At 73.2% G+C, this 25367-nt stretch carries 23 protein-coding genes; 16 read left to right on the plus strand and 7 right to left on the minus strand.

Annotation, left to right across the window (positions count from 1 at the left end; genetic code table 11):
* Positions 1–66: 66 nt before the first annotated feature.
* Together ACZ3KP_RS33215 and ACZ3KP_RS33220 are read right to left on the minus strand one after the other, a co-directional pair.
* Positions 67–726, minus strand: a complete 660-nt coding sequence (locus ACZ3KP_RS33215; protein WP_467504035.1) for a zinc ribbon domain-containing protein — start codon at positions 724–726, stop codon at positions 67–69.
* 127 nt (positions 727–853) lie between these two features.
* On the minus strand, positions 854–1246 hold the full coding sequence (locus ACZ3KP_RS33220) for an ArsR/SmtB family transcription factor (RefSeq protein ID WP_467504037.1): 393 nt from the start codon (positions 1244–1246) through the stop codon (positions 854–856).
* A 133-nt stretch (positions 1247–1379) separates the two neighbouring features.
* Between ACZ3KP_RS33220 and ACZ3KP_RS33225 the strand changes: the two genes are divergently transcribed.
* Together ACZ3KP_RS33225 and ACZ3KP_RS33230 are read left to right on the plus strand one after the other, a co-directional pair.
* Positions 1380–3974 carry a heavy metal translocating P-type ATPase gene (locus ACZ3KP_RS33225; RefSeq protein ID WP_467504038.1) on the plus strand — a complete coding sequence of 865 codons (2595 nt, stop codon included), beginning with the start codon at positions 1380–1382 and terminating at the stop codon, positions 3972–3974.
* Positions 3971–4381 (plus strand): (2Fe-2S) ferredoxin domain-containing protein, encoded by a 411-nt coding sequence (locus ACZ3KP_RS33230; protein WP_467504039.1) that lies wholly within the window; start codon positions 3971–3973, stop codon positions 4379–4381. Before ACZ3KP_RS33225 ends, ACZ3KP_RS33230 begins: the two co-directional genes overlap by 4 nt.
* A 35-nt stretch (positions 4382–4416) precedes the next feature.
* Here the strand turns inward: ACZ3KP_RS33230 and ACZ3KP_RS33235 are convergent, their stop codons facing one another.
* On the minus strand, positions 4417–5349 hold the full coding sequence (locus tag ACZ3KP_RS33235) for a M56 family metallopeptidase (RefSeq protein WP_467504040.1): 933 nt from the start codon (positions 5347–5349) through the stop codon (positions 4417–4419).
* A gap of 8 nt (positions 5350–5357) precedes the next feature.
* Entirely contained in the window at positions 5358–5744 is a 387-nt protein-coding gene (locus ACZ3KP_RS33240; RefSeq protein WP_467504042.1) for a BlaI/MecI/CopY family transcriptional regulator, read from the minus strand.
* Positions 5745–5911: 167 nt separating this feature from the next.
* Between ACZ3KP_RS33240 and ACZ3KP_RS33245 the strand changes: the two genes are divergently transcribed.
* The 3 genes from ACZ3KP_RS33245 (at position 5912) to ACZ3KP_RS33255 (ending at position 8280) form a co-directional block, all read left to right on the plus strand.
* Positions 5912–6604, plus strand: a complete 693-nt coding sequence (locus ACZ3KP_RS33245; RefSeq protein WP_467504044.1) for a lytic transglycosylase domain-containing protein — start codon at positions 5912–5914, stop codon at positions 6602–6604.
* A 98-nt stretch (positions 6605–6702) separates the two neighbouring features.
* Positions 6703–7005: a hypothetical protein gene (locus ACZ3KP_RS33250; protein WP_467504046.1), complete on the plus strand. Its 303-nt coding sequence runs from the start codon at positions 6703–6705 to the stop codon at positions 7003–7005.
* A gap of 522 nt (positions 7006–7527) precedes the next feature.
* Positions 7528–8280 (plus strand): aspartyl/asparaginyl beta-hydroxylase domain-containing protein, encoded by a 753-nt coding sequence (locus ACZ3KP_RS33255; RefSeq protein WP_467504048.1) that lies wholly within the window; start codon positions 7528–7530, stop codon positions 8278–8280.
* Between the two features lie 19 nt (positions 8281–8299).
* On the opposite strand, the gene ACZ3KP_RS33260 is transcribed toward ACZ3KP_RS33255, so the two are convergent.
* Genes ACZ3KP_RS33260 through ACZ3KP_RS33270 form a run of 3 tightly spaced genes read right to left on the minus strand, consistent with a single transcriptional unit; the run spans position 8300 to position 11333 of the window.
* Entirely contained in the window at positions 8300–8812 is a 513-nt protein-coding gene (locus ACZ3KP_RS33260; RefSeq protein ID WP_467504049.1) for a copper chaperone PCu(A)C, read from the minus strand.
* Positions 8809–11115 carry a heavy metal translocating P-type ATPase gene (locus ACZ3KP_RS33265; protein ID WP_467504051.1) on the minus strand — a complete coding sequence of 769 codons (2307 nt, stop codon included), beginning with the start codon at positions 11113–11115 and terminating at the stop codon, positions 8809–8811. Before ACZ3KP_RS33265 ends, ACZ3KP_RS33260 begins: the two co-directional genes overlap by 4 nt.
* Entirely contained in the window at positions 11112–11333 is a 222-nt protein-coding gene (locus ACZ3KP_RS33270; protein WP_358978872.1) for a hypothetical protein, read from the minus strand. Before ACZ3KP_RS33270 ends, ACZ3KP_RS33265 begins: the two co-directional genes overlap by 4 nt.
* 523 nt (positions 11334–11856) lie before the next feature.
* Here ACZ3KP_RS33270 and ACZ3KP_RS33275 point away from each other — a divergent pair.
* From ACZ3KP_RS33275 to ACZ3KP_RS33325, 11 genes are all read left to right on the plus strand, one after another.
* The gene (locus ACZ3KP_RS33275) at positions 11857–13260 is read left to right on the plus strand and encodes an MFS transporter (protein ID WP_467504053.1); all 1404 of its coding nucleotides are present in this window, start codon (positions 11857–11859) and stop codon (positions 13258–13260) included.
* 64 nt (positions 13261–13324) lie between these two features.
* Positions 13325–14410: a beta-ketoacyl-ACP synthase III gene (locus ACZ3KP_RS33280; protein ID WP_358978868.1), complete on the plus strand. Its 1086-nt coding sequence runs from the start codon at positions 13325–13327 to the stop codon at positions 14408–14410.
* The gene (locus tag ACZ3KP_RS33285) at positions 14407–14643 is read left to right on the plus strand and encodes an acyl carrier protein (protein ID WP_358978867.1); all 237 of its coding nucleotides are present in this window, start codon (positions 14407–14409) and stop codon (positions 14641–14643) included. Before ACZ3KP_RS33280 ends, ACZ3KP_RS33285 begins: the two co-directional genes overlap by 4 nt.
* A 33-nt stretch (positions 14644–14676) precedes the next feature.
* Positions 14677–15561 (plus strand): (3R)-3-[(carboxymethyl)amino]fatty acid oxygenase/decarboxylase, encoded by an 885-nt coding sequence (gene scoE, locus ACZ3KP_RS33290; protein ID WP_467504055.1) that lies wholly within the window; start codon positions 14677–14679, stop codon positions 15559–15561.
* Between the two features lie 5 nt (positions 15562–15566).
* Positions 15567–16100, plus strand: a complete 534-nt coding sequence (gene scoD / locus ACZ3KP_RS33295; protein ID WP_467504126.1) for a (2E)-enoyl-ACP glycyltransferase — start codon at positions 15567–15569, stop codon at positions 16098–16100.
* An 85-nt stretch (positions 16101–16185) separates the two neighbouring features.
* Complete coding sequence (locus tag ACZ3KP_RS33300; protein ID WP_467504057.1) at positions 16186–17778, plus strand: fatty acid--CoA ligase; 1593 nt, start codon at positions 16186–16188, stop codon at positions 17776–17778.
* Between the two features lie 34 nt (positions 17779–17812).
* Positions 17813–18070 (plus strand): phosphopantetheine-binding protein, encoded by a 258-nt coding sequence (locus ACZ3KP_RS33305; RefSeq protein WP_132889514.1) that lies wholly within the window; start codon positions 17813–17815, stop codon positions 18068–18070.
* A complete protein-coding gene (locus ACZ3KP_RS33310; protein ID WP_467504058.1) occupies positions 18057–22373 on the plus strand; it encodes an amino acid adenylation domain-containing protein in 4317 nt (1438 codons plus the stop codon). The genes ACZ3KP_RS33305 and ACZ3KP_RS33310 overlap by 14 nt, the downstream gene beginning before the upstream one ends.
* A 71-nt stretch (positions 22374–22444) precedes the next feature.
* Positions 22445–23473: an ABC transporter substrate-binding protein gene (locus tag ACZ3KP_RS33315; protein WP_467504060.1), complete on the plus strand. Its 1029-nt coding sequence runs from the start codon at positions 22445–22447 to the stop codon at positions 23471–23473.
* A gap of 74 nt (positions 23474–23547) precedes the next feature.
* Entirely contained in the window at positions 23548–24513 is a 966-nt protein-coding gene (locus ACZ3KP_RS33320; protein ID WP_467504128.1) for a FecCD family ABC transporter permease, read from the plus strand.
* Positions 24510–25313, plus strand: coding sequence for an ABC transporter ATP-binding protein (locus ACZ3KP_RS33325; protein WP_467504061.1), 804 nt, complete (start codon positions 24510–24512; stop codon positions 25311–25313). Before ACZ3KP_RS33320 ends, ACZ3KP_RS33325 begins: the two co-directional genes overlap by 4 nt.
* The last annotated feature ends 54 nt before the right edge of the window (positions 25314–25367 follow it).

Consider the following 25367-nt stretch of genomic DNA (forward strand, 5'->3'; position numbering starts at 1 on the left):
CCCCACGCCCGCCGACGCCACCCGAGCGGGCGCACCCCCCCCGGCGCACGGGCCGGTGGTTGCCCACTACCGGCGGGAGCCGCACCCCGGGCAGAACGCCGCGCCGTCCGGTACGGCCGCGGAGCACGAGGCGCACCGTGCGGACTGGGCCAGTTGGTGGCCGCAGCCGGAGCAGAAGGCGGCGCCGTGGGTCTCGGTACGGCAGTGCGGGCAGACCAACTGCCGGGGCGTGTCGGGGTCGTACCCCTGCCCGGCCTGCTGTCCCGCGGCGTACGCCCGCTGTGCGGCCATGTCGTTGAGGCCGCGCTGCTGGGCCGCCATGGCCTCGGCCGCGGTGTCCGGCGCGCAGCGCAGGCACAGGCCCTGGGCCGCGTTCCAGCAACGGCCGCACACGTAGTCGGTGCAGCGTGCGCAGCGGTTGAAGTGCCCCTGTGCGTTGCCGATCGCCCGCTCGAAGGCCTGGTCGCGGGCGCGCCCGTAACCGGCCCCCGCGAGCCCGTCGGCGGCCGAGGTCAGACCGGTGCCGGTACGCCCCAGCAGCCCCCACGCGACGTCGACGCCCTTGCGCAGCCAGGTGGCCGCCCGCTCCCCGCCGTACGGCTCGAACGGCGAGCGCCAGGTGTCGTAGCACCGCGCGCACGAGAACTCGAACTGGAACCCCGCCCCGGTCCCGTTCCGCTCGCACAGATCCCGGTAGTTGTTGCTGAAGTAGATCTCGCCGCTCATGTGGTCCCCCCACAGATCAGTCCAACGGCACACATGCCGTACGACGCTGGGAAAACGGTACTGGTTCTGGCCATGGCCGATGACATCAGGCCATGTCGGTACTCGTGTCCGGCGTCGGTGCCGACGCTCAGCCCACCGTGGCCGCCGGGTCCGCCGTGGCGGGGGTGTCGCGCAGGCCCAGGCGCAGGTGCTCGACGTGGTAGAGGGCCTGCTCCAGGAGTTCGGCGACGTGGTTGTCGTACAGCGCGTAGATGACCGAGCGGCCCCGGCGCTCACCGGTGACCAGGCCGAGGTTGCGCAGCAGGCGCAGCTGGTGGGAGCAGGCGGACTGTTCCATGCCGACGGCGTCGGCCAGTTCCGTCGCCGCGCACGGACCCTCCTGGAGGCGGGCCAGGATGCGCAGGCGGGACGGGGTGGCCAGCGCCTGGAGCGTGGCGGCCACATCGCCGGCGCCGACGGCCTCCAGGCGCTCGCGTGCGGTGGCGGGGGTGGTGGTCCGTCCGTCAGCTCCATGGCCCATGGGTTTCATCCTACGGACCAGCAGACATGAACGCATGAATGAGTCTTCATGTGGTCCTGTACGGTGGAGGGAGCGGTCCCCGGCCTCCGGCGGCCCGCACCTCCGTCATGCCCCCCCATGAAGGACCCCCCTGATGACCTCCACCCTCGCCCCGCCGCCGGTCACGCCCGACCGGACCGCCGACGCGCGCGGAACCGCCGCACCCCGGCGCCGTACGCGGGTCCTCGCGCTGCCCGAGGCGCGCTGGGCGGCGCTGGCCCTGGTGCTGTTCCTGGTCGCGCTGCCCCTCCAGCTGACCGGCGCCCCGGCCTGGGCCTGGGGCCCGCTGTACGCGCTGACCTACGCGGCCGGCGGCTGGGAACCGGGCTGGGCCGGGCTCCAGGCCCTGCGGGAGAAGACCCTCGACGTCGACCTGCTGATGGTCGTCGCGGCGCTCGGAGCGGCGGCGATCGGGCAGGTCACGGACGGCGCGCTGCTGATCGTCATCTTCGCCACCTCCGGCGCCCTGGAGGCACTGGCCACCGCCCGCACCGCCGACTCGGTGCGCGGCCTGCTCGACCTGGCCCCGGCCCTGGCCACCCGGGTCGCGGCCGACGGCACCGAGGCCGCGGTGGCCGTCGCGGAACTGCGTGTCGGCGACACGGTCCTGGTCCGTCCCGGCGAGCGGGTCGGCGCCGACGGCAGGGTCCTGGACGGGGCGAGCGACGTCGACCAGGCGACCATCACCGGCGAACCGCTCCCGGTCGCCAAGGAGAAGGGCGACGAGGTCTTCGCGGGCACGCTCAACGGCACCGGCGCACTGCGCGTCCGGGTCGAGCGCGACGCCTCCGACTCGGTGATCGCCCGGATCGTGCGCATGGTGGAGGAGGCGTCGGAGACCAAGGCGCCCACCCAGCTGTTCATCGAGAAGGTCGAACAGCGTTACTCGCTCGGCATGGTCGCCGCGACCCTCGCCGTCTTCCTGGTCCCGCTCGCGTTCGGCGCCGCGCTGACCGGTTCGCTGCTGCGGGCCATGACCTTCATGATCGTCGCCTCGCCGTGCGCGGTCGTCCTCGCCACCATGCCGCCGCTGCTGTCCGCGATCGCCAACGCCGGCCGGCACGGGGTGCTGGTCAAGTCCGCGGTGGTCATGGAGCGGCTCGGCGAGGTCGACGCGGTCGCGCTGGACAAGACCGGCACGCTGACCGAGGGCACCCCGCGCGTCACTGACGTCCGGCCGCTGCCGGGCTCCGGCCTGGACGAGGCCGCGCTGCTCACCCTGGCCGCCGCGGCCGAGCACCCCAGCGAACACCCGCTGGCCCGCGCCGTCGTGGACGCGGCACGGGAGCGGGGCCTCGCCCTGCCGACGGCCGAGCACTTCGGCTCCGCCCCGGGGGTCGGCGTGTGGGCCACCGTGGACGGGCGCAGGATCGGGGTCGGGTCGCCGACGCGACTGCTCGCCGGGGCGGGTGTGGAGGACGGCGACGGCTCCACCACCGGGGCCACGGAGGCCACCCCGGCCACGGGGGCCCCTGGGGTTACCGGGGCCCCTGGGGTTACCGGGGCCGCCGGGGTCGGGGTTCCCGGAGTCGCAGCTGCCGGGGTCACCCCGGCCGCCGAGTCCGCGGGGGCTGCCGGGGGCACCGAGACTGCCAGGGTCACCCGGGCCGCCGGGGTCACCGGGGTCACCCGGGCCGCCGGGGTCACCGGGGTCACCCATGCCACCCCGGTGACCGAGGCCGCCGAGGCCACCGAGGCCACCGAGGCCGCGGGGGCTGCCAGGGTCCCCGAGGCTGCCGGAGTCACCTGGGCTGCCGGGGTCCCCGAGGCTGCCGGAGTCACCTGGGCTGCCGGGGTCGCCAGCGTCGCAGGGGCCGCCAGGGTCACCAGGACCGCCGGGGTCGCCAGCGTCGCAGGGGCTGCCGGGGTCGCCAGCGTCGCAGGGGCCGCCAGGGTCACCAGGACCGCCGAGGTCGCCAGCGTCGCAGGGGCTGCCGGGGTCGCCAGCGTCGCAGGGGCTGCCGGGGTCGCCAGCGTCGCAGGGGCTGCCGGAGTCACCGGGGCCGCTGAGGACGCCGTAGTCGCCGGGGGCGCCGCGGCCGTCGAAGTCGCCGGCGGGCTTGAGGACGGCGGCCGTACCGCCGTTCTCGTCACCCTGGACGGGGCGCCGGTCGGTGTGCTCGGCGTCGCCGACCGGCTGCGTCCGGACGCCGCGGCCACCGTCGCCTCCCTCGCCTCGCTCACCGGGGCGGCCCCGCTCCTGGTGACCGGCGACAACCCGCGGGCCGCCGCCCGGCTGGCCGCCGAGGTCGGCATCGAGGACGTGCGTGCCGGACTGCTGCCCGAGCACAAGGTGCACGCGGTCCGGGAGCTGGCGGCAGCCGGACGCAAGGTCATGGTCGTGGGCGACGGCGTCAACGACGCGCCCGCGCTCGCCGCCGCCCACAGCGGCATCGCGATGGGCCGGGCGGGCTCGGACCTGGCGCTGGAGACCGCCGACGCGGTGATCGTCCGGGACGAACTCGCCACCGTCCCGGCCGTGGTCGGACTGTCCCGGCGGGCTCGTCGGCTCGTCGTGCAGAACCTGGTGATCGCGGGGGTGTTCATCGCCGCCCTGGTGGTCTGGGACCTGGCGGGAACACTGCCCCTGCCGCTCGGCGTCGCGGGTCACGAGGGCTCCACCGTGATCGTCGGCCTCAACGGGCTGCGCCTGCTGCGCGAGGCCGCCTGGAAGCGGGCGGCCCGGTGAGCCGCCGCGGGACGCCCGCCGCCCGGTCGGTGCCCGCGTCGGCGCCCCGGTGCACGGTCACCGTGTGCCGAGGCTGCTGCTGCGGCACCGCCAAGGTGCCCGGCGTGGACCACGCCGCCCAACTGGCCGCGTTGCGCGCCGGGTTGGCGGGCACCGCCCAGGTCCGGGTGGTCGACTGCCTGGACGCCTGCGAACAGGCCGACGTCATCGTCGTCCAGCCGTCACCGGCAGGGCGCGCGGCGGGCGGGCGGCCGGTGTGGCTCGGCCTGGTCAACGACCCCGGGGCGACCGCCGACATCGTGTCCTGGGTCCGGGCCGGGGGCCCGGGTCTGAGCGACCCGCCGGAGATCCTCGACCTGTACGGGTTCAGCCCGTCACGCCGGATCCGCCGAGGCGTCGAGGGCTGAACCGGCAGCGGCCCCGGTGCCGGTGTCGTGCTCCGCTACAGGGGCGTGGCCGCGTACAGGAGGAGCAGCAGGGTCAGTGCCGAGTTGGCGGAGAACATGGCCGACAGCAGGGCCCCGGCCGCGGCCGTCCACACGGCCAGGCCCGCGGTGGTGAAGAGGGACGGCCAGCTGCGCACGGCGGGTGCCGGGGCGAGCAGGGCGGCGACCCGGCGCGGGAGCGGGCCCGGCGCGGCCAGGCCGGCCAGCGTGGGGGCGGGCGTGCCCCGCGAGACGAGTGCCGCCGTCCCGATCGCGCGGGCGACGGTCCTGCGGCTGCGCACGGTCCCCGCGGCCTCCTCGTCGGCCCAGCGCTCGGCCGTGTAGGCCACCGCGGTCCGCAGCGGAAGCAGGAACGGGTTGGCACAGGCGGCCAGCCGGACGAGCAGCAGGTGCCGGTGGTGACGGGCCGCGAGGTGCGCGCGTTCGTGGGCGAACAGGGCCCGGCGCTCCCGGGAGGCGAGGTGGGCGAGCATCGCCGTGGACACCACGATGCGGTCACGGGGGCCGCCCGGCAGCGCGTAGGCGTAGGGCCGGGCGTCCGGCAGCACCGCGACCTCGGTGGCCGGTAAGCCGTTCAGCGCCGCGTGGGCCCTTCCCCGTACCCGGTGGTGCCGCAGCAGCGCCCGGGCGCCGGCGGCGAGGACCGCGAGCAGGGCCGGGATGGCCGCCTTCCCCACGATCTCGTGGCGCGGCACGCTGTCGCCCACCTCGGGGTCCGACCAGCCGTCGGGCAGTGGATTGCCGGGGAGTTGCGCGGTGCCGACCACCATCAGCAGCGCCAGGCACACCGTGCTGCACAGGGCCGTCACGGCGGCCACCCAGGTGAGGAGGGTGGTGGCGGAGCGCGGGTGCAGGCGCTGTTCGGCCAGCCGCGCGACCGGCCACGCGGTCAGGGGCAGGACGAGCGGCAGGAAGACGAAGATGCCCACGGGCGCGCTCAGTCCTCGCCGTCCGCGTGCCGCAGCAGGTCCCGCAGCAGCTGCTCGTCGTCCTCCGGCAGCGTGGTGATGAAGCTCGCCAGCACCGCCCGCCGGTCCTGCTCGCCGTCCAGGACCCTGCGCATCTTCAGCGCGGCGAGCCCGGCCTCGTCGGCGGCGGCCATCCACACGAACGACCGGCCCTCGCGCCTGCGGGTGACGGCCTTCTTCGTCAGCAGCCGGGCCAGCACCGTCATCACGGTGGTGTAGGCGAGGTCGGACGTCAGACGCTCCTGCACCCAGCTCGCCGGAACCGGCCCCTCGGCCCGGTGCAGCGCCGCGAGCACCTGGGCCTCCAGCGCGCCCTGCGGCCTGCGCCGACCGCGCGGATCATCCGGCTCCGCCACCTGAAGTCTCCCTCTCCCGCCCGGCCTCTCGTGCCCAGCTCCGCGTGCTCTCGTGCTCTCGTGCCGGGGAGCGTCACATCGTACAAAGCGGTGAACGGGGCGCCTCACACGGTTCTTAGTCCGTCTCCGGTAGAAGGGTGCGGGACCAGGTGGGAGGAGGGTCAGGAATGTCCGGTCCCCGGGCGTCGACACGCAGGCGATGGATCGTCGTGGCGGTCCTCGCCCTCGCCGTGTACATCATCGTCCGGGCCGCCCACACCCCGCAGGGCGACTCGACGCCCCCGGCCGGCCACGCCACGCCCGGCGCGTCCCCGTCCGCTGCGGCGACCGCCTCCTCCTCCGCCACCTCTTCTCCCGCCTCTTCCCCCTCCCCGTACGACCCCGCCGACTACGCCCCCCAGGTGCGCAGCCGGGCCCGGCAGGCCGCCGTCAGCGGCCAACTGGTCATGGCGATCCTCTACAACGAGGCGTACAAACCGCACGACCCGGCGTTCGAACGGGCCTGGCAGAAGCTCAAGCCGGACGCGGCCTTCGGCATCGCCGACATGCACCGCGCCACCTTCGACGAGGTCAAGCAGGGCCGCGACTTCGCGGACCGGAGCTGGGAGCGGCTGCCCGACGACCGGGACCTCGCGATCGAGGCCGAGGCCTGGTACCTGCACGACCTGGCCGCCCGGCTGCCCGCCACCTGGGCCGCCCCGTACACCAGGAACGACCTGCTGGCCCTCGGCTACAACACCGGCCCGGCCAACATGCTCGCGTTCGCCCGCGGCGCCACCCCGGGCGGCCAGGCCCGGTCCTACCTCGACGAACTGCACGCGAACTGGGCCAAGGCCGGGCGGGCCGTCAACTCCGACTGACCGGCCACCCCTGACCCGCCACCCGCTATGGTTGCAAGGTTGCGCAATGATGTAACTCGGCGTGATCCGGTCCTGATGTCGGGGGAGGAAGGACGTGCATGCCGCACAGAGACATTCGGCGCGAGCGTGAGGCGAACCTGCGGCTGGGGGCCGCCCTGGCCGAAGTCGAAGGCCTGTACTCGGCGTTGCTGAGGGCGGGCTCCGCGGGCCGTCGCCGACGCCTGCGGGCGGAACTGGCCCGGGCGGCCGACAGGCTCGCGAAGGTGGCCGCCGCTCCGCCGGGGCCGCCGTCCGCGGCGTCCGGGGTGCGGCGCTCGCGGTGGGGCCGCAGGCGGGTTCTGGCCGAGCGCGGCGCCGCGTGGATCACCGCCCGCTACGGCCGCCCCGGCCCCGGGTCCTGAGCGTCCCGCTCCTCCGGCTCGCTCAAGTTCTCCTGGAGAGTGATCACCGAACAGGCCTGCCGTCCGGCCGAGTCGACCGACGGCGGGCGGGCGCGACAAGGAGCCGGGGCAGCGCGATGCCGGAGCAGTACCACCGGACGAACGCCGTCGAGTTCCGGTCCTGCGGTCCGCCAGGCGCTGGACGACCTCGAAGGCGACCTCGCCCGGTCGTCCCGCGCATACTCGTCCTGCGCACCCTCCTGCGCGCGGTCCGACACGGGCACCCGGAACAGGTCGCCTGAGGCGGGGCGCGCCGCACCGGACATCCCCTCAGGAAGTCGGTTGTCCGTGTCGTCCGGTTCCGGTATTCCGGTGATTTACCGAAGCATTCGAAGCACGTGAAGTGACCTGCGGCACGGCAGCCGGAAATGCGCCCCCGCGCAGGCGGTTCCGGCGATTTCCACCCGGACGAGCGGGGTACGTCCTGGGTGCTTTGCGCACGGCGCGCGGGAGCCGCGGGCTTCGGAAATCTGGAGGGACGTCATGACGCCTGAGATGGAGAACGCCTTCGCGGCGATCAGGAGTGAGTACGGTCCGGACTCGATCGCCCGGGTCGAGGAGATGATGGCGGCCGGGAAGCAGCTGCGGCACCCCTTACAGGGCGGCGCCAAATGGATCCTGCCCGGCATTTCCCAGCAACCCTGGCACGACCCGTACGGTCACCCGGAGCTGGCGCCGGTGGTGCACGCCTTCGAGGCCCATCACGCGGCTGTGAAAAAGGAGTTGGAGGACGCCTGGGCCGATCGCAGGACGGCGTTCTCCGACTACGAGCACTACCTCACGCGCCAGTCGGACTGGCAGGCCCTCTACCTCTTCCGCAAGGGTGCCCTGGTGGGCGAGTCGGCGGAATCGGTCCCGACCGCCTTCGACGTGCTGAAGCGGGAGGCGGTGGACACCGGGAAGCTGTGCCCGCTGCTGGAGTGCCACTTCTCGACCCTGCTGCCGGGCGCGTCCATCGCCCCGCACTGCGACCTGTGGAACTTCAGCATCAACCTGCATCTCGCCGTCGACATCCCCGAAGGGTGCGGGATCACCGTCGCGGGCGAGACACGGACGTGGCAGGAGGGCAAGTGCCTGCTGTTCGACTACTCCTTCGAGCACGAGGCGTGGAACCGCGGCACCCGTCCCCGCACCTGCCTGCTGGTAGACCTCTGGCACCCGGAGACCACGGTTCCGGAACGGCAGGCGCTCGTCGCGCTGATCACCGCCATCCGGACGCTCATGGGAGAAGGGTGAGGGAGCGCCGTCCGTGCGGCTACCACCGGGCCGGGACCGTCTCCGCCTCGACCGTTATCCGTCCGGAGGTCCGGAACCACAGGTCGACGCTGATCGTGTCGCCCACGTTCAGCAGGGGCGGGTCGAGGACCATCACGTCGATGGTGAACGGCGTCATGCGTACCTCGCTGCGTGCGGGGACGACGAGGGACTGGACCGGCTCCATGCGGCCGGTGCCGTCCTTCGAGACGTTCCGGCCGAGCATGGCCACCCGCAGGGACGGGGAGGAGACGGACTCCAGGGTGTCCGCCGCCGCCCCGGTGTTCGTGATGTCGAAGAAGGCCGCGGTAGTCGCGGCGTTGAGCGGCGCGAAGATGCGGCCGTTGCCGACACTGATCCTCGCGGGCGGATCGCCGGCCGCCCCCGTGGTGGTGTAGGCGGTCAGGAGCAGCAGCGCCGCCGCGCACGCGACGAGCGGGACCAGCGCCGCGCGCAGGGCGCCCGTGACGCCGTGGCGCCAGGGGGACGCCGGACTGTCCGGTACCGGGCTCATCGGGCGGCCTCCAGGGCGGGAGTCGGGCGGGTGCCGGAACGCCGGGTGGTGGGTGCGTAGGCCCGTAGCCGCAGGCTGTTGAGCACCACGAGGACGGAGCTGCACGACATCGCCAGGGCGGCGAACATCGGGTTGAGCCAGCCGGTGGCCGCCAGCGGCACGGTGACCACGTTGTAGCCGAAGGCCCAGACGAGGTTGGCACGGATGGTGGTCAGCGTCCGGCGCGTCAGGCGCACGGCCGCCACCACCGCCCGCATGTCCTCGCGCACGAGCGTGATGTCGGCGGCGCCGATCGCCGCGTCGGTGCCGTCGCCCATGGCGATCCCGAGGTCGGCGCGGGCCAGGGCGGCCGCGTCGTTCACCCCGTCGCCGATGACGGCCACCCGGCAGCCGTCCGCCTGGAGGCCGGCCACGATGTCGGCCTTGCCCTCCGGGGTGACGGCGGCGTGCACCTCGTCGATGCCGACCTGCTGGGCCACGGCTCGCGCGGCGACGGGGCTGTCGCCGGTCACGAGGATCGGCTCGATGCCCAGCTCGCGCAGGTGACGTACGGCCGCGTAGGCGGCGGGGCGGAGCGTGTCGCCGACGGCGAGGACGGCGGCCGGACGGTCGTCGATCTCGACGACCACCGCGGTGCGCGCGGCGGCCTCCGCCCGGTCGAGGGCCTCCTCCAGCGCCTTCGGCAGCGTGGCGCGGCTCCCGGGACGCCCGACGGCCACGCGGTGTCCGCCGACGTCGCCGCGTACGCCCGACCCCGGCACGGCACAGAAGCCGGTCACCGGTGGCAGCTTCCCGTCCTCGGCCGCCTGACGTGCGGCGGTGGTGACCGCCCGGCCGATGGGGTGCTCCGAGCCGTACTCGACCGCCCCGGCCAGCCGCAGCACCTCGTCGGCCGACGCCCCCTCGACCACGGTCGTCTCGGCCAGCGTCATGTGTCCGGTGGTCAGGGTGCCGGTCTTGTCGAACACGATGGTGTCGATGCCGTGCAGCCGTTCCAGGGCCTCGGGGCCCCGGATGAGCACGCCGAGCTGGGCACCGCGCCCGGTCGCCGCCAGGAAGGCCGTCGGGATGGCCAGGCCGAGCGCGCACGGGCAGGCGACGACGAGGACGGCGACCGCCGCCGTCACGGCCGCCGCGCCGTCCGCGCCGGCGCCGAGCCAGAAGCCGAGGACGGTGCACGCCACGGTGACGATGGCCGGTACGAAGACGCCCGCCACGGCGTCGGCGAGCCGCTGCATACGGGCCTTGCCCGCCTGGGCGTCGGTCACCAGCCGGGTGATCCGGGCGAGCTGGGTGTCCGCGCCGACCGCCGTGGCGCGTACGACCAGCAGTCCGCCGGCGTTGACCGCGGCGCCCACCACCGCGGAGCCGGGACCCACCTCGGCCGGGGTGCTCTCGCCGGTCACCAGGGCCAGGTCCAGGGCGGAGTTGCCCTCGGTCACGACCCCGTCCGTGGCGACCTTCTCGCCCGGCCGCACCACGAACTCCTGCCCGACCCGCAGCTCGGCGACGGGGATCCGGCGACTGCGTTCCGCCGCGGTCAGCTCGACGTCCTTGGCGCCGAGTTCGGCGAGGGCGCGCAGGGCCGATCCGGTGCCGCGCTTGGCGCGATCCTCCAGGTAGCGGCCCGCCAGCACGAAGAGCGGCACGCTCACCGCGGCTTCCAGGTACAGATGCGCGCTGCCCGAACCGGCCCCGGGCAGCACGCTGAACGGCATGCGCATACCGGGCTGTCCGGCGCCCCCGAGGAACAGGGCGTACGTCGACCAGGCGAAGGAGGCCAGGACGCCGAGGGAGACCAGGGTGTCCATGGTCGCCGTCGCGTGCCGCAGCCCCTTCAGGGCCCGCTGGTGGAAGGGGCCGGCACTCCATCCGACCACCGGCGCGGCGAGGTTGAAGCACAGCCACTGCCAGTTGGTGAACTGCAGGGCCGGAACCATCGACAGCACCAGGACGGGCAGCGAGAGCGCCGCGGTGATCAGCAGGCGCTGCACGTCGTCCGGGCCCGTGGCGCCCGGCGAACTGGATCCCGGGTCCGCCCCGTCCGCCTTCTCCGCTGCTGGCAGCTGGGCGGTGTAACCGGCGCCCTCCACCACGGAGATCAGCTCCTGCGGGGACACCGTGCCGGGATGGGTGACCCGGGCCCGGCCGGTGGCCAGGTTGACCGCGGCCGACACGCCCGTCAGGCGGCCCAGCTTCTTCTCCACCCGGCCCACGCAGGCGGCACAGGTCATCCCGCCGACCAGCAGATCGGTGGTCGTCACCGTCCCGTCCGACGTCGCACGGCGGTCGGTGTCCGTCATCGGCTCACCACCGCCCCGGCCCCGACCGCACCCAGGCCGTGCATGTCGGACATCCCCGGCTCCCGGTCCTGCTCGGCCGGCGCCGTCCGGTGCATGCCCGGGGCCACCGGGCCCGCCACACGGCCGACGCCGTACGACAACGACGTCAGCGCGACGAGCAGGAAGAGGAATCCGAGCAGTGCCGGGGGGAGGGGCAGACCGCGTTTCGAACTTTCCATGGGGCCATACGGTAGGGGGGTATGGATCCGGATGACCGCCCCCGCGAGTGTGACAAAAAACCTCGATGTCGACGGGAACTGAAAAGGCCTGTCGTACGACTCCTTTTCAAGAGGCCGTTTCTCGGTTTTCGAAATATCGCACCAGGTGTCGACCGGCACGATACCGAAATCGGCCATCCGTGACGCCCGGCGGATCGGCTGGAAAGGCCGGAACCGGAGGGCGCGCCCGGCCGACCCCTCGATGGGGGGCGGTGATTTCTCATCCGTTCCGGTAGCGCTCCGCCGACCTTCGTGAGCTGGGCGGCCCGGTATTCACCTGTACTTTCTCTTTCGTCGCGCGACGAACCCACGATTCGCAAGTTCATCTTTCAAAGAACAGGAGAGCGATTCCGGCAACCGGTTCGCAAGCCAGTCCGAAACCGGGGGGAGAGAGCTTGTCGAGGCGGGCGGAAGTGAGCCACGATCCCGGGGTGAGCCGCCGTCCTGAATCATGGGACGGATTCTTAGGGGGAACGGTCGCGCAATGCCTGCTGTGAAATCACCGTCCATACCGTCACGCCGGCGCCTCGGACTGCCGCTGCTGGTCCTGGCCACCGCGCAACTGGTCATCTCGCTCGACTACAACATCGTCTACGTCGCCCTTCCCAGCATCGGCCGCGGGCTCGGCTTCTCCGGACAGGACCTCCAGTGGGTCGTCAGCGCCTACGTCGTGACCACCGGGGGGTTCCTGCTGCTCGGCGGACGGGCGACCGACCTGCTGGGCCGGCGGCGGGTCTTCGTCGTGGCCGCCCTGCTGTACGCGGTCTCCTCGCTGGTCGGCGGCCTTGCGGAGTCGGCGGGCGTGCTGGTCGCGGTCCGCGCCGTCCAGGGCATCGGCGGGTCGCTGCTGTTCCCGGCCGCCCTGTCGCTGATCAACACCCTGTACGACGAGGGGCCGAGCCGTAACCGGGCGCTCGCGGCCTGGGGTGCCGCCGGCGCCGGCGGGCTGTGCTTCGGCTCCCTGCTGGGCGGTGTGCTCGTGGACGCCTTCGGCTGGCCCGCGGTCTTCCTGGTCAACGTCCCGCTGGCCGGTGCCGTCGCCCTGGCGGGATCCCTCCTCTTCCCCGCGGACGGTCCGCCGCCCGGACAGCGGGACTTCGACCTCCCGGGCGCGCTGACCGCCACCGTGGGCATCACCCTGCTCGTGTTCGTCCTCATCCACGCGCCGGAAGCCGGCTGGGGGAGCCGTACCGTCCTGAGCTGCGCGGCCCTCTCGGCGGTCTCGCTCGCCCTGTTCGCCGTCATCGAGACCCGGGTCGGCGCCCCGCTGACGCCCGGTCACCTGTTCGGCCACCGCGGCCTGCTCGGCGCCATGGCGTTGACCGCACTGTTCAGCGCCACCTTCAGCTCGCTCCCCTACTTCCTGACCCTCTACTTCCAGACCGTGCACGGCTACAGCGCGATGGCCACCGGAGCCGCCTTCCTGGTGCCGGCCCTGGTGGTGGCCGTGGGGACGAAGGCGGGCGAGCGGGCCGTGTCCGCGCTGGGCCTGCGCACCGCGCTGCTGTGCGGCATGGCGCTGGGAGCCGTCGGCGCCCTGCTGCTGGCGCTCGCGCTCGGCGACCACGGTTCCTATGCGCGCCTGCTGCCCGGCATCGTCCTGCTGAGCCTGGGCCAGGGCGCGACCTGGACCGGCATGTGGATCGCGGCCGCCACCGGTGTCCCGGCCGAGAACCAGGGCGTCGCGTCGGGGCTCGCCTCGACCACGCTCCAGGTGGGCGGCGCCGTGGGACTGGCCGTCCTGGTCGCCGTCGCCGGCACCGGAACCCACGCTCCGACCACGGGCGGACTGCTCGACGGGGTCAGGCAGGCCGTGTACGTCATCACGGCCGGAATCGGCCTCGGCGCCGTAGCCCTGCTGCCCTTTCGGGGGCGTCCGGCGCACTGACCGCCGCGTCCCCTCCCCAGGGCCTTCGGCCCTCGCCTCCCGGCCATTCCCCCTAGGAGCCCCTGTGTCCACTCTCACTGACCGACCGGTCAGTTTCCCGACACGCCCGCGTGCCGACCGTGCCGCGGTGCTGTGCGGCCTCGCGGGCTGGCTGCCCCCGCGGGTCGTGACCAACGAAGAACTCTCCCAACGGCTGGACACCACCGACGCCTGGATCCGGACCCGCACCGGAATCGGCCGCCGCCACATCGCGGACCCCGGACAGGCCACCTCGGACCTGGCGGTGGAAGCCGGCCGCCGGGCGCTGGCCGCCGCGCACAGGGACCACGTGGACGCCGTGATCGTCACCACGACGACCCCGGACCGCTCGTGCCCCGCCACCGCCCCGCTGGTGGCGAGCAGACTCGGCCTGACCGGAGCGGCGGCCTTCGACGTCGGCGCCGTGTGCACCGGGTTCGTCTACGGCCTGGCCTCGGCGGCGGGCCTGATCACGGCCCGGGTGGCCGACAGCGTCCTGCTGATCGGCGCGGACACGTACTCCACCATCGTCGACCCGCAGGACCGCACCAACGCGATCATCTTCGGCGACGGGGCCGGAGCCGTCGTCCTGCGCGCCGGTGACCCCGACGAAGCCGGCGCCGTCGGCCACTTCGACCTCGGCAGCGACGGCACCGGCGAAGAGCTGATCACCGTGGCGGCCGGCGGCTCCCGGCAGCGCTCCACGCCCGGACCGGTCGATCCACGGGACCGGTACTTCGCCATGCGCGGCAAGGAGGTCTACCGGCACGCGGTCACCCGCATGGCGGCCTCCGCCCGTGCCACCCTCGCCCTGGCCGACTGCAAGGTCGACGAAGTCGACCACCTCGTCCCCCACCAGGCCAACCTGCGGATCCTGCGCACGGTGGCGGACGACCTCGGACTGCCCGCGGAACGACTGGTCGTCAACGTCGACTCCGTGGGCAACACCGGTGCCGCGTCCATCCCGCTCGCTCTGGCGGACGCGGACACCCAGCACATCCTTCAGCCGGGCGAACGCCTGCTCCTCACCGCGTTCGGCGGTGGCCTCACCTGGGGGTCCTGCCTCCTGACCTGGCCCGCCCCGCCCCGGACCAGCCACCCGCACGACTCAGGAGGAACGCAGGCCGTATGAGCACCACCTACGACCGACTGGTCGAGATCGTCACGCAACTCCACGACGCGCCCCGGGACCGGATCAGCCCCGACGTCACCTTCGCCCAACTCGACGTCGACTCGCTGACCCTGGTCGAGATCAGCCTGCGCATCGAGCGCGACCTGGGCGTGCACATCGACGACAAAGAACTCCAGGAAGACCTCAGCCTGGCCGCCACCACCAAGCTCATCGAATCGAAGCTCGACCGGTAACCCAGCCCTTAACACCCCACGGAGAGCAGGGACATGGAGATCACCGAACGCAACGGGCAGGACATCGGCGCGACCGTCGCGGGGTTCGACCACGCGGCCGCCTCCCAGCAGGACATCGACGCCGTCAAGGCGGCGGTCTACACCAAGAAGATCGTCGTGCTGAAGAACCAGGACCTGACGCCCCGCCAGTTCCTCGAACTCGGCCGGCGGTTCGGCCGGCCCGAGACGTACTACGAGCCCATGTACAAGCACCCCGAGGTCGAGGAGATATTCGTCTCCTCCAACGTGCCCGAGGACGGCAAGCAGATCGGCGTCCCGAAGACCGGGAAGTTCTGGCACGCCGACTACCAGTTCATGCCCGACCCCTTCGGCCTGACCTTCATCTACCCCCAGGTCATCCCCGAGAAGAACCGCGGCACGTACTTCATCGACATGGGCAAGGCCTACGAGGCGCTTCCCGAGGACCTCAAGAAGGAACTGGCGGGTACCTTCGCCGAACACTCCGTGCGGAAGTACTTCAAGATCCGTCCCACGGACGTCTACCGGCCCCTCTCCGAGATCATCGAAGAGGTCGACACCAAGACCCCGCCGGCGGTGAAGCCGACCACGTTCACCCACCCGATGACCGGCGAGACGATCCTGTACATCAGCGAGGGCTTCACCCTCGGCCTCCAGGACGAGCACGGCAAGCCGCTGGAGAGCGACCTGCTGCACCGGCTGTTCGAGGCCACGGGCCAGCTCGACGACACCTTCGCCCACCGCAACATCCACCTGCAGACCTTCGAGAAGGGCGACCTGCTGGTCTGGGACAACCGCAGCCTGATCCACCGCGCCCGGCACACCACCACCCCGGAGCCGACCGTCTCCTTCCGGGTGACCGTCCACGACGAGCGCAAGCTCTACGACGAGGCCGTGTGACCACCGTGGAAACACCCCTGCAGCAGCACCCGCCACGGGACTACGACACCGACGGCGAACTCCTGCCCCAGGTGCTGCGGCCGTACAAACCCCACTGCAAGTACCTGAAGTCCGCGACGGTGAGCACCCGGACGGGCCGCGTGGCCGCCCGCTGCGAGCTGGCCATCCCGGAGTCCTGCTACATCGACGACACCGGCCACCTCAACGCCGTCGAAGTCAACATCAGCTACAACCAGATGATGTACTACGCCGTCGCCAAGACGGTGAAGGAACGGCTGCTGGACGAGTTCGCGGGCTGGACCATGGACGACTACTGGCGCCACCAGCTGCCCGACATCCTCATCGCCCGGTTCAGCGGCACCTTCCGGCGTCCCATCAACGCCCGTGCCTTCTCCGGGGAGATCGAGTTCCTCTCCGTGGAGCGGCGGGCGCCGGGCGGGCAGCCGCTGCTCGTCGCCGACACCGTCTACCGCTACTGGGACGACGCGGGCGGCCGGTGCGACGGCGCCGTGAAGCTCGCCTTCGTCAACGCACCCTGAGCAGCGCCTGATCCACGGCATGCCGCCGCATCCCGCGGCGGCATGCCCGGCAGTCCGCGAGCAGACCGAGAGGCAGGCCCCGCACATGGCCGAACCGTCCGCGCCCGGGACACCGGGCGAACGGCTCCACCACCCGCAGTTGACCACCCTCGTGGAGACCGCGCGCTTCCACGCCGCGCACCGACCCGACGTCACCGCCGTGGTCTGCGAGGACCGCGCTCTCACCTACGCCCAACTGCACCGGGAGAGCAACCGCGTCGCGCACGCGCTGCGCGCCGCCGGTGCGACCCCCGGCGCCCGCGTCGCCTACCTGGGCAAGGAGTCCGAGGACTACTACACGATCCTCTTCGCCTGCGCCAAGAGCGGGACCGTCCTGGTGCCCATCAACTGGCGGCTGACCGCACCCGAGGTCAGCCACATCCTGCGGGACTCCGGCAGCGCCGTGCTCTTCCTGGAGGAAGGGTTCGCCCCGGTCCTGGACCGGCTGCCGGACGGGCCGCCGAAGACGGTGGTCAGGCTCGGCACCGCCGACGGGTTCGGCGCCTGGAAGGCCGCCGGTCCCGACACCGACCCGGCGGTCCCGGCCACTCCCGACACCCCCGTCGCCCAGCTGTACACCAGCGGTACCACCGGCCTGCCCAAGGGCGTGGTCCTGGCGCACCGGAGTTTCTTCGCCATCCGCGACGCCCTGGCGAGCGAGGACCTGGACTGGATCGACTGGCGCGACGGTGACATCGCGCTGGTCGGCATCCCGGGCTTCCACGTCGGCGGCCTGTGGTGGGCCACCCAGAACTTCAACGCCGGCGCGACCGTGGCGGTCCTGCGCGCCTTCGCACCCCGGGACGCCATCGACCTCATCCGCGGCAAGGGTGTCACCACGGCCTGCGTGGTCCCGGCGATGCTGCGCATGATGCTGGCCGAACCCGGCGTCACCCCGGCCGACTTCACCACCCTCCGCAAGATCGTCTACGGCGGCTCGCCCATCTCCGAGGCCCTGCTCGAAGCCAGCCTCGCCCTGTTCGGCAGCGAGTTCGCCCAGATCTACGGCCTCACCGAGACCGGCAACACCGCCGTCTGCCTGCCACCGGCGGACCACGTGCCCGGCCATCCCCGGATGAAGGCCGCCGGGCACCCCTACCCGGGAGTGGGCTGCAAGGTCGTCGACGGCGACGGCAAGGAACTGCCGCCGGGCACCGTGGGCGAGATCTGCCTGGCCACCCCCGCCCGCATGGTCGAGTACTGGGGACTCCCCGACAGGACCGCCGAAACCCTCGTCGACGGCTGGATCCACACCGGCGACGCCGGATACGTCGACGACGACGGCTACGTCTTCATCCAGGACCGCATCAAGGACGCCATCCTCGTCGCGGGCGAGAACGTCTACCCCGCCGAGATCGAGAACGCCCTGGAACGCCATCCCGGGGTGGCCGAGGCCGTGATCGTGGGCGCCCCCGACGAGCGCTGGGGCGAGCGCGTCCACGCCTTCGTGGTCCCCGCCGCCGGCCGGCAGCCCACGCCACGGGAACTGCACCGGTTCCTCGTCGACCGCCTGGCCTCCTTCAAGCTCCCCGCCCGTTACGAGTTCATCGAGCACGTGCCGCGCAACCCCAGCGGGAAGATCCTCCGCCGCGAGCTGCGCGAACGCTTCTGGACCGGCACCGACCGCAAGGTCAACTGACTCGCATCCCGTGCGGCTACCAAGAGAGAACACCATGCCTGAGCCCCTGACGCTGCAAGCCTTCCGCGCGGACCTGGCGGAGTACCTGCACCAGGAACCGGACGACGTGGACCTGGACGAGAACCCCCTGGACGCGGGTCTGGACTCGCTCCGCATCACCACCCTGGCCGAACAGTGGCGAAGCACCGGAGTGGACGTGAGTTTCCTGGACCTCGCGGAGCGCACCTCCTTCGCCCAGTGGTGGCAGCTGCTGTCCGAACGCCAGGCGGGAGCACCCCATGCCGACGCCTGAGCGGCACGCCCTGCTCGCCGCCCAGGAAGGGATCTGGACCGGCCAGCGACTCGACCCGGACAGCCCCGCCTACAACACGGCCGAGTACGTGCACATCCACGGTGCGGTGGAGCCGACGGTCTTCGAGAAGGCGCTGCGCCACACGGTCGGCGAGGTCGAAGCCCTCAACGTCCGCTTCACCACCGACGAGACCGGCCGGCCCTGGCAGGTGAGCGTCCCCGGCATCGAGTGGGCCCCGCACCTCGCCGACCTCACCACGGCGGCCGACCCGCACCGCGCCGCCCTGGACTGGATGGCCCAGGACCTGGACCGCCCCGTCGACCTGGAGCGCGGCCCGGTCTTCGGCCATGCCCTCCTGCGGATCGCCCCCGACGCCTACCTCTGGTACCACCGCGTCCACCACATCGCCCTCGACGGCTTCGGCCTGTCCCTGGTCGCCCGTCGGGTCGCGCAGGTCTACACGGCCCTGGTCGAGGACGCCCCGCTCGGCGAGAGCGGCTTCGGAGCCCTGGCAACGGTGCGGGAGGAAGAGGACGCCTACCGCGCCTCGGCACGCTTCGCCGAGGACCGCTCGTACTGGACCGAACGCTTCGGCGACCGCCCGCGGGTGGCCGCTCTCACCCCCGGACAGGCGCTGCCGGCCCGCACCTTCCTGCGCCGGACCGTGGATCTGGGCACCGCCGAGACCGAGCGGTTGCGGGCCGTGGCCCGTGAGCTGTCGGTGACCTGGCCGGACGCCCTGCTGGCCGTCACGGCGGCCTACGTCCACCGGGTCAGCGGGGCACCGGAGGCCGTCCTCAGCCTCCCCGCCATGGGCCGCCTCGGATCGGCGTCCCTGCGGGTGCCCTGCATGGTGCGCAACATCCTGCCCCTGCGTGTCGCGGTGGGGGAGGACGACAGCCTGCGCGACCTGGCCACCAGGGTCGCCGCGGAACTGCGCGCCGGACGCCCGCACCAGCGCTACCGCTACGAGCAACTGCGGCGCGACCTGAAACTGGTCGGCGGCAGGCGGCGGCTGTCCGGGCCCGGCGTCAACATCATGCCGTTCGAGTACGACCTCCGGTTCGCCGGACACCGCAGCACGGTCCACAACGTCTCCGCCGGCCCCGTCGACGACCTCGCGGTGAACGTGTACGACCGGGCCGAGGGCACGGGCCTGCGGATCGCCATGGACGCCAACCCCGACCTCTACGACGAAACCGACGTGCGGGCCCACCAGGAAGGGCTGCTCGACCTGCTCCGGGAAGCCGTCGCGGCACCGGACCGGCCGATCGGGCGCCGGCCCGTCACCGTCCTCGACGGCGGACCGCTGCCCGGGCCCGCCCGGCCCGTGCTGAGCCTCGTCGCCGACCACGCCGCGCGGCGCGGTGGCGCCACCGCGGTGGAACACGACGGACGGACCGTCACGTACGCCGAACTGTTCGGCGCGGCACGGCGGCTGGCCCGACGCCTCGCCGCCCGGCACGCCGGCCCCGGCACCGTGGTGGCACTCGCCCTGCCACGCGGCATCGACGCCGTCACCGCCATCCTCGCCACCTTGATCTCGGGCGCCGCCTACTGCCCGCTCGACCCGGCCGCGCCGCACTCGCGCACCCGGGCGCTCCTCGACAGCGCACAGCCCGTCCTGGTCGTCACTAGCGGCCCGCACGCCCCCTCCTTCGCGGGACGGCCGGTCCTCCTGCTCGACGCGCCGGACGACGGGGAAGAGGCCCCGCTCGCCCCGGCCGCGACCGCGGACGACCTCGCCTACCTCATCCACACCTCCGGTTCCACCGGCCGGCCCAAGGGCGTGGAGATCGGTCACGGAGCGCTCGCCACCTTCGTCACCGGCGCCGCGCACCGCTACGGCCTGCGGCGTGAGGACCGCGTCCTCCAGTTCGCCCCCCTGCACTTCGACGCCAGCGTCGAGGAGATCTTCCTGACGCTGTGCACCGGAGCCACCCTCGTGGTGCGCACCGACGAGATGACCGAGTCCGTGCCCTTCTTCCTGCGCGCGGTCGACCGGCTGCGGATCAGCGTGCTGGACCTCCCCACGGCCTACTGGCACGAACTCGCCCACGCCGTCTCCACCGGCGCCGCCGCTCTCCCCGCCGGGGTGGGCACCGTCATCATCGGCGGAGAGGCCGCCCTGCCCGAACGCGTGGCCCGCTGGCGGGGTGCGGTCGGTCCCTCGGTACGGCTGTTCAACACCTACGGTCCGACCGAGGCGACGGTGGTGGCCACGGTCGCCGCGCTCCACGAGGACCCGGACACGCCCGACGACGTACCGATCGGCCGCCCCCTGCCCGGCACCCGCGCCGCGGTCGTCGGCGGTGAGCTCCACCTCCTCGGCGGCGCCCTGGCCCGGGGGTACCGGGACGCGGACGCGCCGGACGACGCCCGCTTCGGGCCGCTGCCCCAACTGCCCCGAGCGCCGCGCGCGTTCCGCACCGGCGACCTGGTGCGGCTCGGCAGCGACGGCCAACTGCGGTTCCTGGGGAGGGCGGACGACGAGTTCAAGATCAGCGGGCATCGGGTCCACCCGTCCGAGGTGGAGACCGTCCTCCTCGCCCAGCCGGGCGTCCGCGAGGCCGCCGTGGTCGGGCAGGTGCTGCCGGACGGAACCCGACGGCTGGCCGCCCACATCGTCGCCGACGACCCGCGGCCCACCGCCGGCGAGCTGCGCGAGCGGCTCCGGGCGGCCCTGCCGCCGGCCATGATCCCTTCGGCCGTGGTGTTCACGGACCGGCTGCCCCGCACCGGTACGGGGAAGATCGACCGGAGGGCCCTCAGCGCCGTCGCCGAGGACCGAGCGGCCCCGGCGGCGGGGGACGGCTCCCTGGAAGCGACCATCACCCGCACCTGGGCGCAGGTCCTCGGCGTCGAGCGGGTGGCGCCCGAGGACGACTTCTTCGACCTCGGGGCCCAGTCGCTCCAGGCGATCCAGGTCGCCAACCGGCTCGGCGTCGAACTCGGCCGGGACGTCCGGGTGGCCTGGCTGTTCGAGCACCCGACGGCCGCCGGACTCGCGCGCCGCCTGGAGCACCACGCGCAGGCTCCCACGACCGGCCTTGCGACCACCCCCGCGACCGGCCACGCGGCCACCCCCGCGACCGGCCACGCGGCCACCCCCGTGACCGGCCTCGCCCTGCCGGCCGCGGTGCTGGCCGACGCCGTGCTCGGCGACGACGTCCGGCCCGCCGGGCGGACCCCCACCAGCGGCGGCCCGCGCACGGTCCTGCTGACCGGGGCCACCGGATTCGTCGGTCCCCACCTGCTGGCGGAGCTGCTCCGGGTCACCGACGCCGAGATCGTCTGCCCGGTCCGGGCCGCGACACCGGCCGAGGCCGCCGACCGCATCCGGGCGGCCCTGGCCGCCCAGCGGATCCCCCTGCCCGCGGGCGCCGACCGCGTCACCGCCCTCCCCGCCGACCTCGCCCGCCCACACCTGGGCCTCGGCGCCGGCCGGTTCGCCGAACTGGCCCGGACCTGCGACGCCATCGTCCACAACGCGGCGACCGTCAGCATCCTGCGGGACTACGCCAGCCTGCGTGCCGCCAACACCGAGTCCACCCGCCAACTGCTGACGCTGGCCTCCGCCCGCACGATCCCGCTGCACCTGGTGTCGACGCTGTCCGTCGCCCCGGCCAGGGACCGGGCCCCGGAGGTCCCGGAGGCGTTCCTGCCGCCGCATCCCGGGCTGGTCAGCGGCTACCAGCAGTCCAAGTGGGCGGCCGAGCGGCTGCTGGAACAGGCGGCCGAGCGCGGGTTCCCCGTCACCGTGCACCGCCTGGGCAGGGTGACGGGAGCGCCGGACACCGGGCAGGTGAACCCGCGGGACTTCCTGTGGAGCGTGCTGGCCTCCGGAGTCCCCGCCGGGATCGTGCCGGAGCTGTTCGAGGCGGAGGTGTGGACCCCGGCGGACTACGTCGCCCGTGCCGTCGTACGGCTGTCCCTGACCGCCGCTCCCGGCACCGTCTTCAACCACGCCCCGGTCGCGCCGGTGCGGCTGGCCGACGTGTACGACTGGGTGCAGGAGTACGGCTACCCCGTCAAGCGGATCCCGACGGCGCAATGGCGCCGGGAACTGCCGCGGGCCGCCGACGTGGCCGTGACGACCGGGGCGTTCTTCGACTCCTTCCCCGCCGACGGCGAGGAGGGACCGGAGCTGGGGCTGGGCCACGTCCGGGCGGACAACGTGCTGCGCGGCCTCGAAGGCACCGGCATCGTCTGCCCGCGGGCCGACCGTGCCCTCGTCTTCCGGTACCTGGACCACTGCGTCGAGAAGGGAGTACTCCCGCCCCCCGCGCGAGGGGACGTCTGAGCTCCCGGGAACCCGGGTGGGTTCCGCTCCGACTACTTGAGCGGAGTCCATTCCACCCCCGAGGAGCAAGTGTGCAGACGAAAAGGCCCGCTGTCGTGGCCCTGGCCGGGGCGTTGTGCCTGGCCGCCACGGCATGCGGGGCCTCGTCGCCCCCCGCGGCGAACGCCGCGGCGGGCGCGAGCGCCCCCGGTTACCCGGTCACCCTCAAGAACTGCGGACAGACCACCACCTACACCCAGGCACCCAAGCGGGTCGTGGTCATGAACGGAGCCTCCGTCGCCGAGGTGTCCACGCTGCTGGCCCTGGGCCTCGGCGACCGCATCGTGGCCAACGAGCAGTCCTACGGCCGCTCGGAGGTCGCGGGCCGGGCCGCGGCCATCAGGAGACTCCCGACCGGGAACGTCACGCTCAACGACGCCTCCGACATCCCCCGCGAGACGATGCTCGGCCTGCGCCCGGACCTCGTGCTGTCCACCACGTCCTACGGCTTCGACGCGAAGAACGGCTTCGCCACCCGCGCGGACCTCAGGGCGGTCGGCGCCAACACCTACGTCTCCCCGCAGGGATGCGACCAGGACACCTCCCGCATGACGATCGACGACAGCTACCGGCTGGCGCGCGACCTGGGGAAGATCTTCCACGTCGGCGACCGCGCCGAGCAGCTCATCGCCTCGTCCCGCAGGCACATCGCCGCCGTGCGGGCCAAGGTGAAGGGGGAGACCACCCCGAACGTGATGGTGGTCTTCTCCAACATGAGCATGGGCGGGAACGACTTCAGCTCCGTCGCGGCCCACGGCATCTGGAACGACATCCTCGCCCGGGCAGGCGCACGCAACGCCTTCGCCTCCGCTTCCCGGACCACCTTCGCGGACCTCAGCAAGGAGAAGGTCGCCGCCGAGCCGGTCGATGCCCTCGTGGTCATCAGCTACAACGACCCGCATGCCGAGGCGTACGCCCGCAAACTGCTCAAGGAGTTCCCCCAGTGGCCGGCAGCGAAGAACAACCGCTCCCTCGTGCTCTCCGACTCGATCTATCTCGGCCCCAGCAACGACCTGGCCGTCGAGAAGATCGCCAGGATGCTGCACCCGGACGCGCTCTGACCCCGCCGGGCCACCGGAAGCGGCTCAACCCCGAGCTGGTGCTGGCGCTGCTGGCGGCCACGCTGATCGCGGTCATGATCGTGGCGATCAGCATCGGCGCCGTCACCATCCCGGTCGCCGAGGTCTGGCGGATCGTCTGGCATCACCTGACCGGCAGCGGTACCGCCGCGGACCCGGCCACCGACCAGATCGTCTGGAACTTCCGCACCCCGCGCGTCGTCCTGGCCGCCCTGGTCGGCGCGGGACTGGCCGTCTCCGGCGTCGTGCTGCAGGCGGTCGTCGCCAACCCGCTCGCCGACCCCTACGTCCTGGGCGTCTCCTCCGGTGCCTCCCTCGGGGCCGTCGTGGTCATCACGGCCACCGGCGGCGCCCTCGGCGGCCTCGGCGTGTCATCGGCCGCCTTCCTCGGTGCCGGTGCGGCCGTCGCCCTGGTCTTCCTACTCGGCCGCAAGGGCGGCCGGCTCGCCCCCACCCGTCTGGTCCTCTCCGGGGTGGCCGTCGGCTACCTCTTCCTGGCAGCCACCAGCTACCTCCAACTGCGCGCCACACCCACCGAGTTGCGCACGGTGATGTTCTGGATGCTGGGCAGTGTCGCGGGCGCCCGGTGGGGCCAGCTGCCCCTCGTCGCCACCGCCGTCCTCACCACGACCGTGGCCCTGACCCTGTTCGGGCGGCGCCTCAACGCCCTGCTGGTCGGCGACGAGTCGGCGACCGCTCTCGGCGTCGACGTGCACCGGCTGCGCGCGGTACTGCTGGTGCTCTCCTCGCTGGTGACCGGCACGGTGATCGCGGTCGCGGGCGGCATCGGCTTCGTCGGCCTGATGATCCCGCACCTCGTGCGCCTGACCACCGGCGCCGACCACCGCCGCCTGCTGCCCCGGGCGGCCCTGGTCGGCGCCGTCTACCTGGTCGTCGTCGACCTGCTCTCCCGCACGGTCAACCGCCCCGACGAACTGCCTCTCGGCATCCTCACCGCCCTGTTCGGGGCGCCCTTCTTCCTGTGGCTGCTGCGCCGCAACAAGAGCCTGGACAGCGTATGAAGCTCACCGTGGAACGCATCCACGTCGAACTCGGCCACCGGCCGATCCTCCACGACGTGCACCTGGAAGCCCGGCCGGGCGAGATCGTCGGCCTCATCGGGCCCAACGGCAGCGGCAAGTCCACCCTGCTGCGCACCGTCTACCGCTCCCTGCGCCCGCACCGCGGGGTGGTGCGCGTGGACGGCGACGACGTCTGGGCGCTGCCCGCGCGCACCGCCGCCCGCCGTACCGCGGCCGTCCTCCAGGACGCGAGCGGCCAGCCGGCCGGCCTGAGCGTCGCCGAACTCATCGCGCTCGGCCGCACCCCGCACCACGGCCTCCTCGGCCGGGACGGAACCGACGACCACCACGCCGTGGCGGAGGCCCTCGACCTGTGCGCGATCCGGCACATGGCCGAACGGGACGTCACCTCCCTGTCCGGGGGCGAACGCCAGCGGGTCCTGCTGGCCCGGGCCCTCGCCCAGCGCCCCCGCCTCCTCGTCCTGGACGAACTCACCAACCACCTCGACATCCGCGCCCGCTTCGAACTGCTCGACCTCATCCGCTCCACCGGCATCACCACCCTCGCCGTACTCCACGACCTGGACCTCGCGGCCCGCCTGTGCGACCACCTCGTCGCCCTCCACGCGGGACAGGTGGTCGCCGCCGGGCCGGTCCTGGACGTGCTCACCCCCGGCCTGCTGGGTGACGTCTTCGGAGTGGCCGCCACCGCGGAACGGCACGCCGACGGTGTCGTCCGCATCACCTACGGCGCCCAGCCACTCGCCCTGCAACCCGTGGCGGAGGCCAGGGCCGGCTGACGGCACGGGCGGCACCGGCAGGCCGCAGGACGTGCGGACCGTCCCACCGTCGGG

It is taken from the genome of Streptomyces sp. NPDC020958 (genome assembly GCF_055562175.1).

Bases quoted from the DNA above. Each gene is read 5' to 3' on its own strand.
- ACZ3KP_RS33310 (WP_467504058.1), top strand. From the start codon at position 18,057: ATGCCGACGCCTGAGCGGCACGCCCTGCTCGCCGCCCAGGAAGGGATC.
- ACZ3KP_RS33225 (WP_467504038.1), top strand. From the start codon at position 1,380: ATGACCTCCACCCTCGCCCCGCCGCCGGTCACGCCCGACCGGACCGCC.
- ACZ3KP_RS33320 (WP_467504128.1), top strand. From the start codon at position 23,548: ATGATCGTGGCGATCAGCATCGGCGCCGTCACCATCCCGGTCGCCGAG.
- scoE (WP_467504055.1), top strand. From the start codon at position 14,677: ATGGAGATCACCGAACGCAACGGGCAGGACATCGGCGCGACCGTCGCG.
- ACZ3KP_RS33220 (WP_467504037.1), bottom strand. From the start codon at position 1,246: ATGGGCCATGGAGCTGACGGACGGACCACCACCCCCGCCACCGCACGC.
- ACZ3KP_RS33325 (WP_467504061.1), top strand. From the start codon at position 24,510: ATGAAGCTCACCGTGGAACGCATCCACGTCGAACTCGGCCACCGGCCG.
- ACZ3KP_RS33250 (WP_467504046.1), top strand. From the start codon at position 6,703: ATGCCGCACAGAGACATTCGGCGCGAGCGTGAGGCGAACCTGCGGCTG.
- ACZ3KP_RS33300 (WP_467504057.1), top strand. From the start codon at position 16,186: ATGGCCGAACCGTCCGCGCCCGGGACACCGGGCGAACGGCTCCACCAC.
- ACZ3KP_RS33245 (WP_467504044.1), top strand. From the start codon at position 5,912: ATGTCCGGTCCCCGGGCGTCGACACGCAGGCGATGGATCGTCGTGGCG.
- ACZ3KP_RS33275 (WP_467504053.1), top strand. From the start codon at position 11,857: ATGCCTGCTGTGAAATCACCGTCCATACCGTCACGCCGGCGCCTCGGA.
- ACZ3KP_RS33270 (WP_358978872.1), bottom strand. From the start codon at position 11,333: ATGGAAAGTTCGAAACGCGGTCTGCCCCTCCCCCCGGCACTGCTCGGA.
- ACZ3KP_RS33260 (WP_467504049.1), bottom strand. From the start codon at position 8,812: ATGAGCCCGGTACCGGACAGTCCGGCGTCCCCCTGGCGCCACGGCGTC.
- ACZ3KP_RS33305 (WP_132889514.1), top strand. From the start codon at position 17,813: ATGCCTGAGCCCCTGACGCTGCAAGCCTTCCGCGCGGACCTGGCGGAG.
- ACZ3KP_RS33215 (WP_467504035.1), bottom strand. From the start codon at position 726: ATGAGCGGCGAGATCTACTTCAGCAACAACTACCGGGATCTGTGCGAG.
- ACZ3KP_RS33265 (WP_467504051.1), bottom strand. From the start codon at position 11,115: ATGACGGACACCGACCGCCGTGCGACGTCGGACGGGACGGTGACGACC.
- ACZ3KP_RS33255 (WP_467504048.1), top strand. From the start codon at position 7,528: ATGACGCCTGAGATGGAGAACGCCTTCGCGGCGATCAGGAGTGAGTAC.
- ACZ3KP_RS33285 (WP_358978867.1), top strand. From the start codon at position 14,407: ATGAGCACCACCTACGACCGACTGGTCGAGATCGTCACGCAACTCCAC.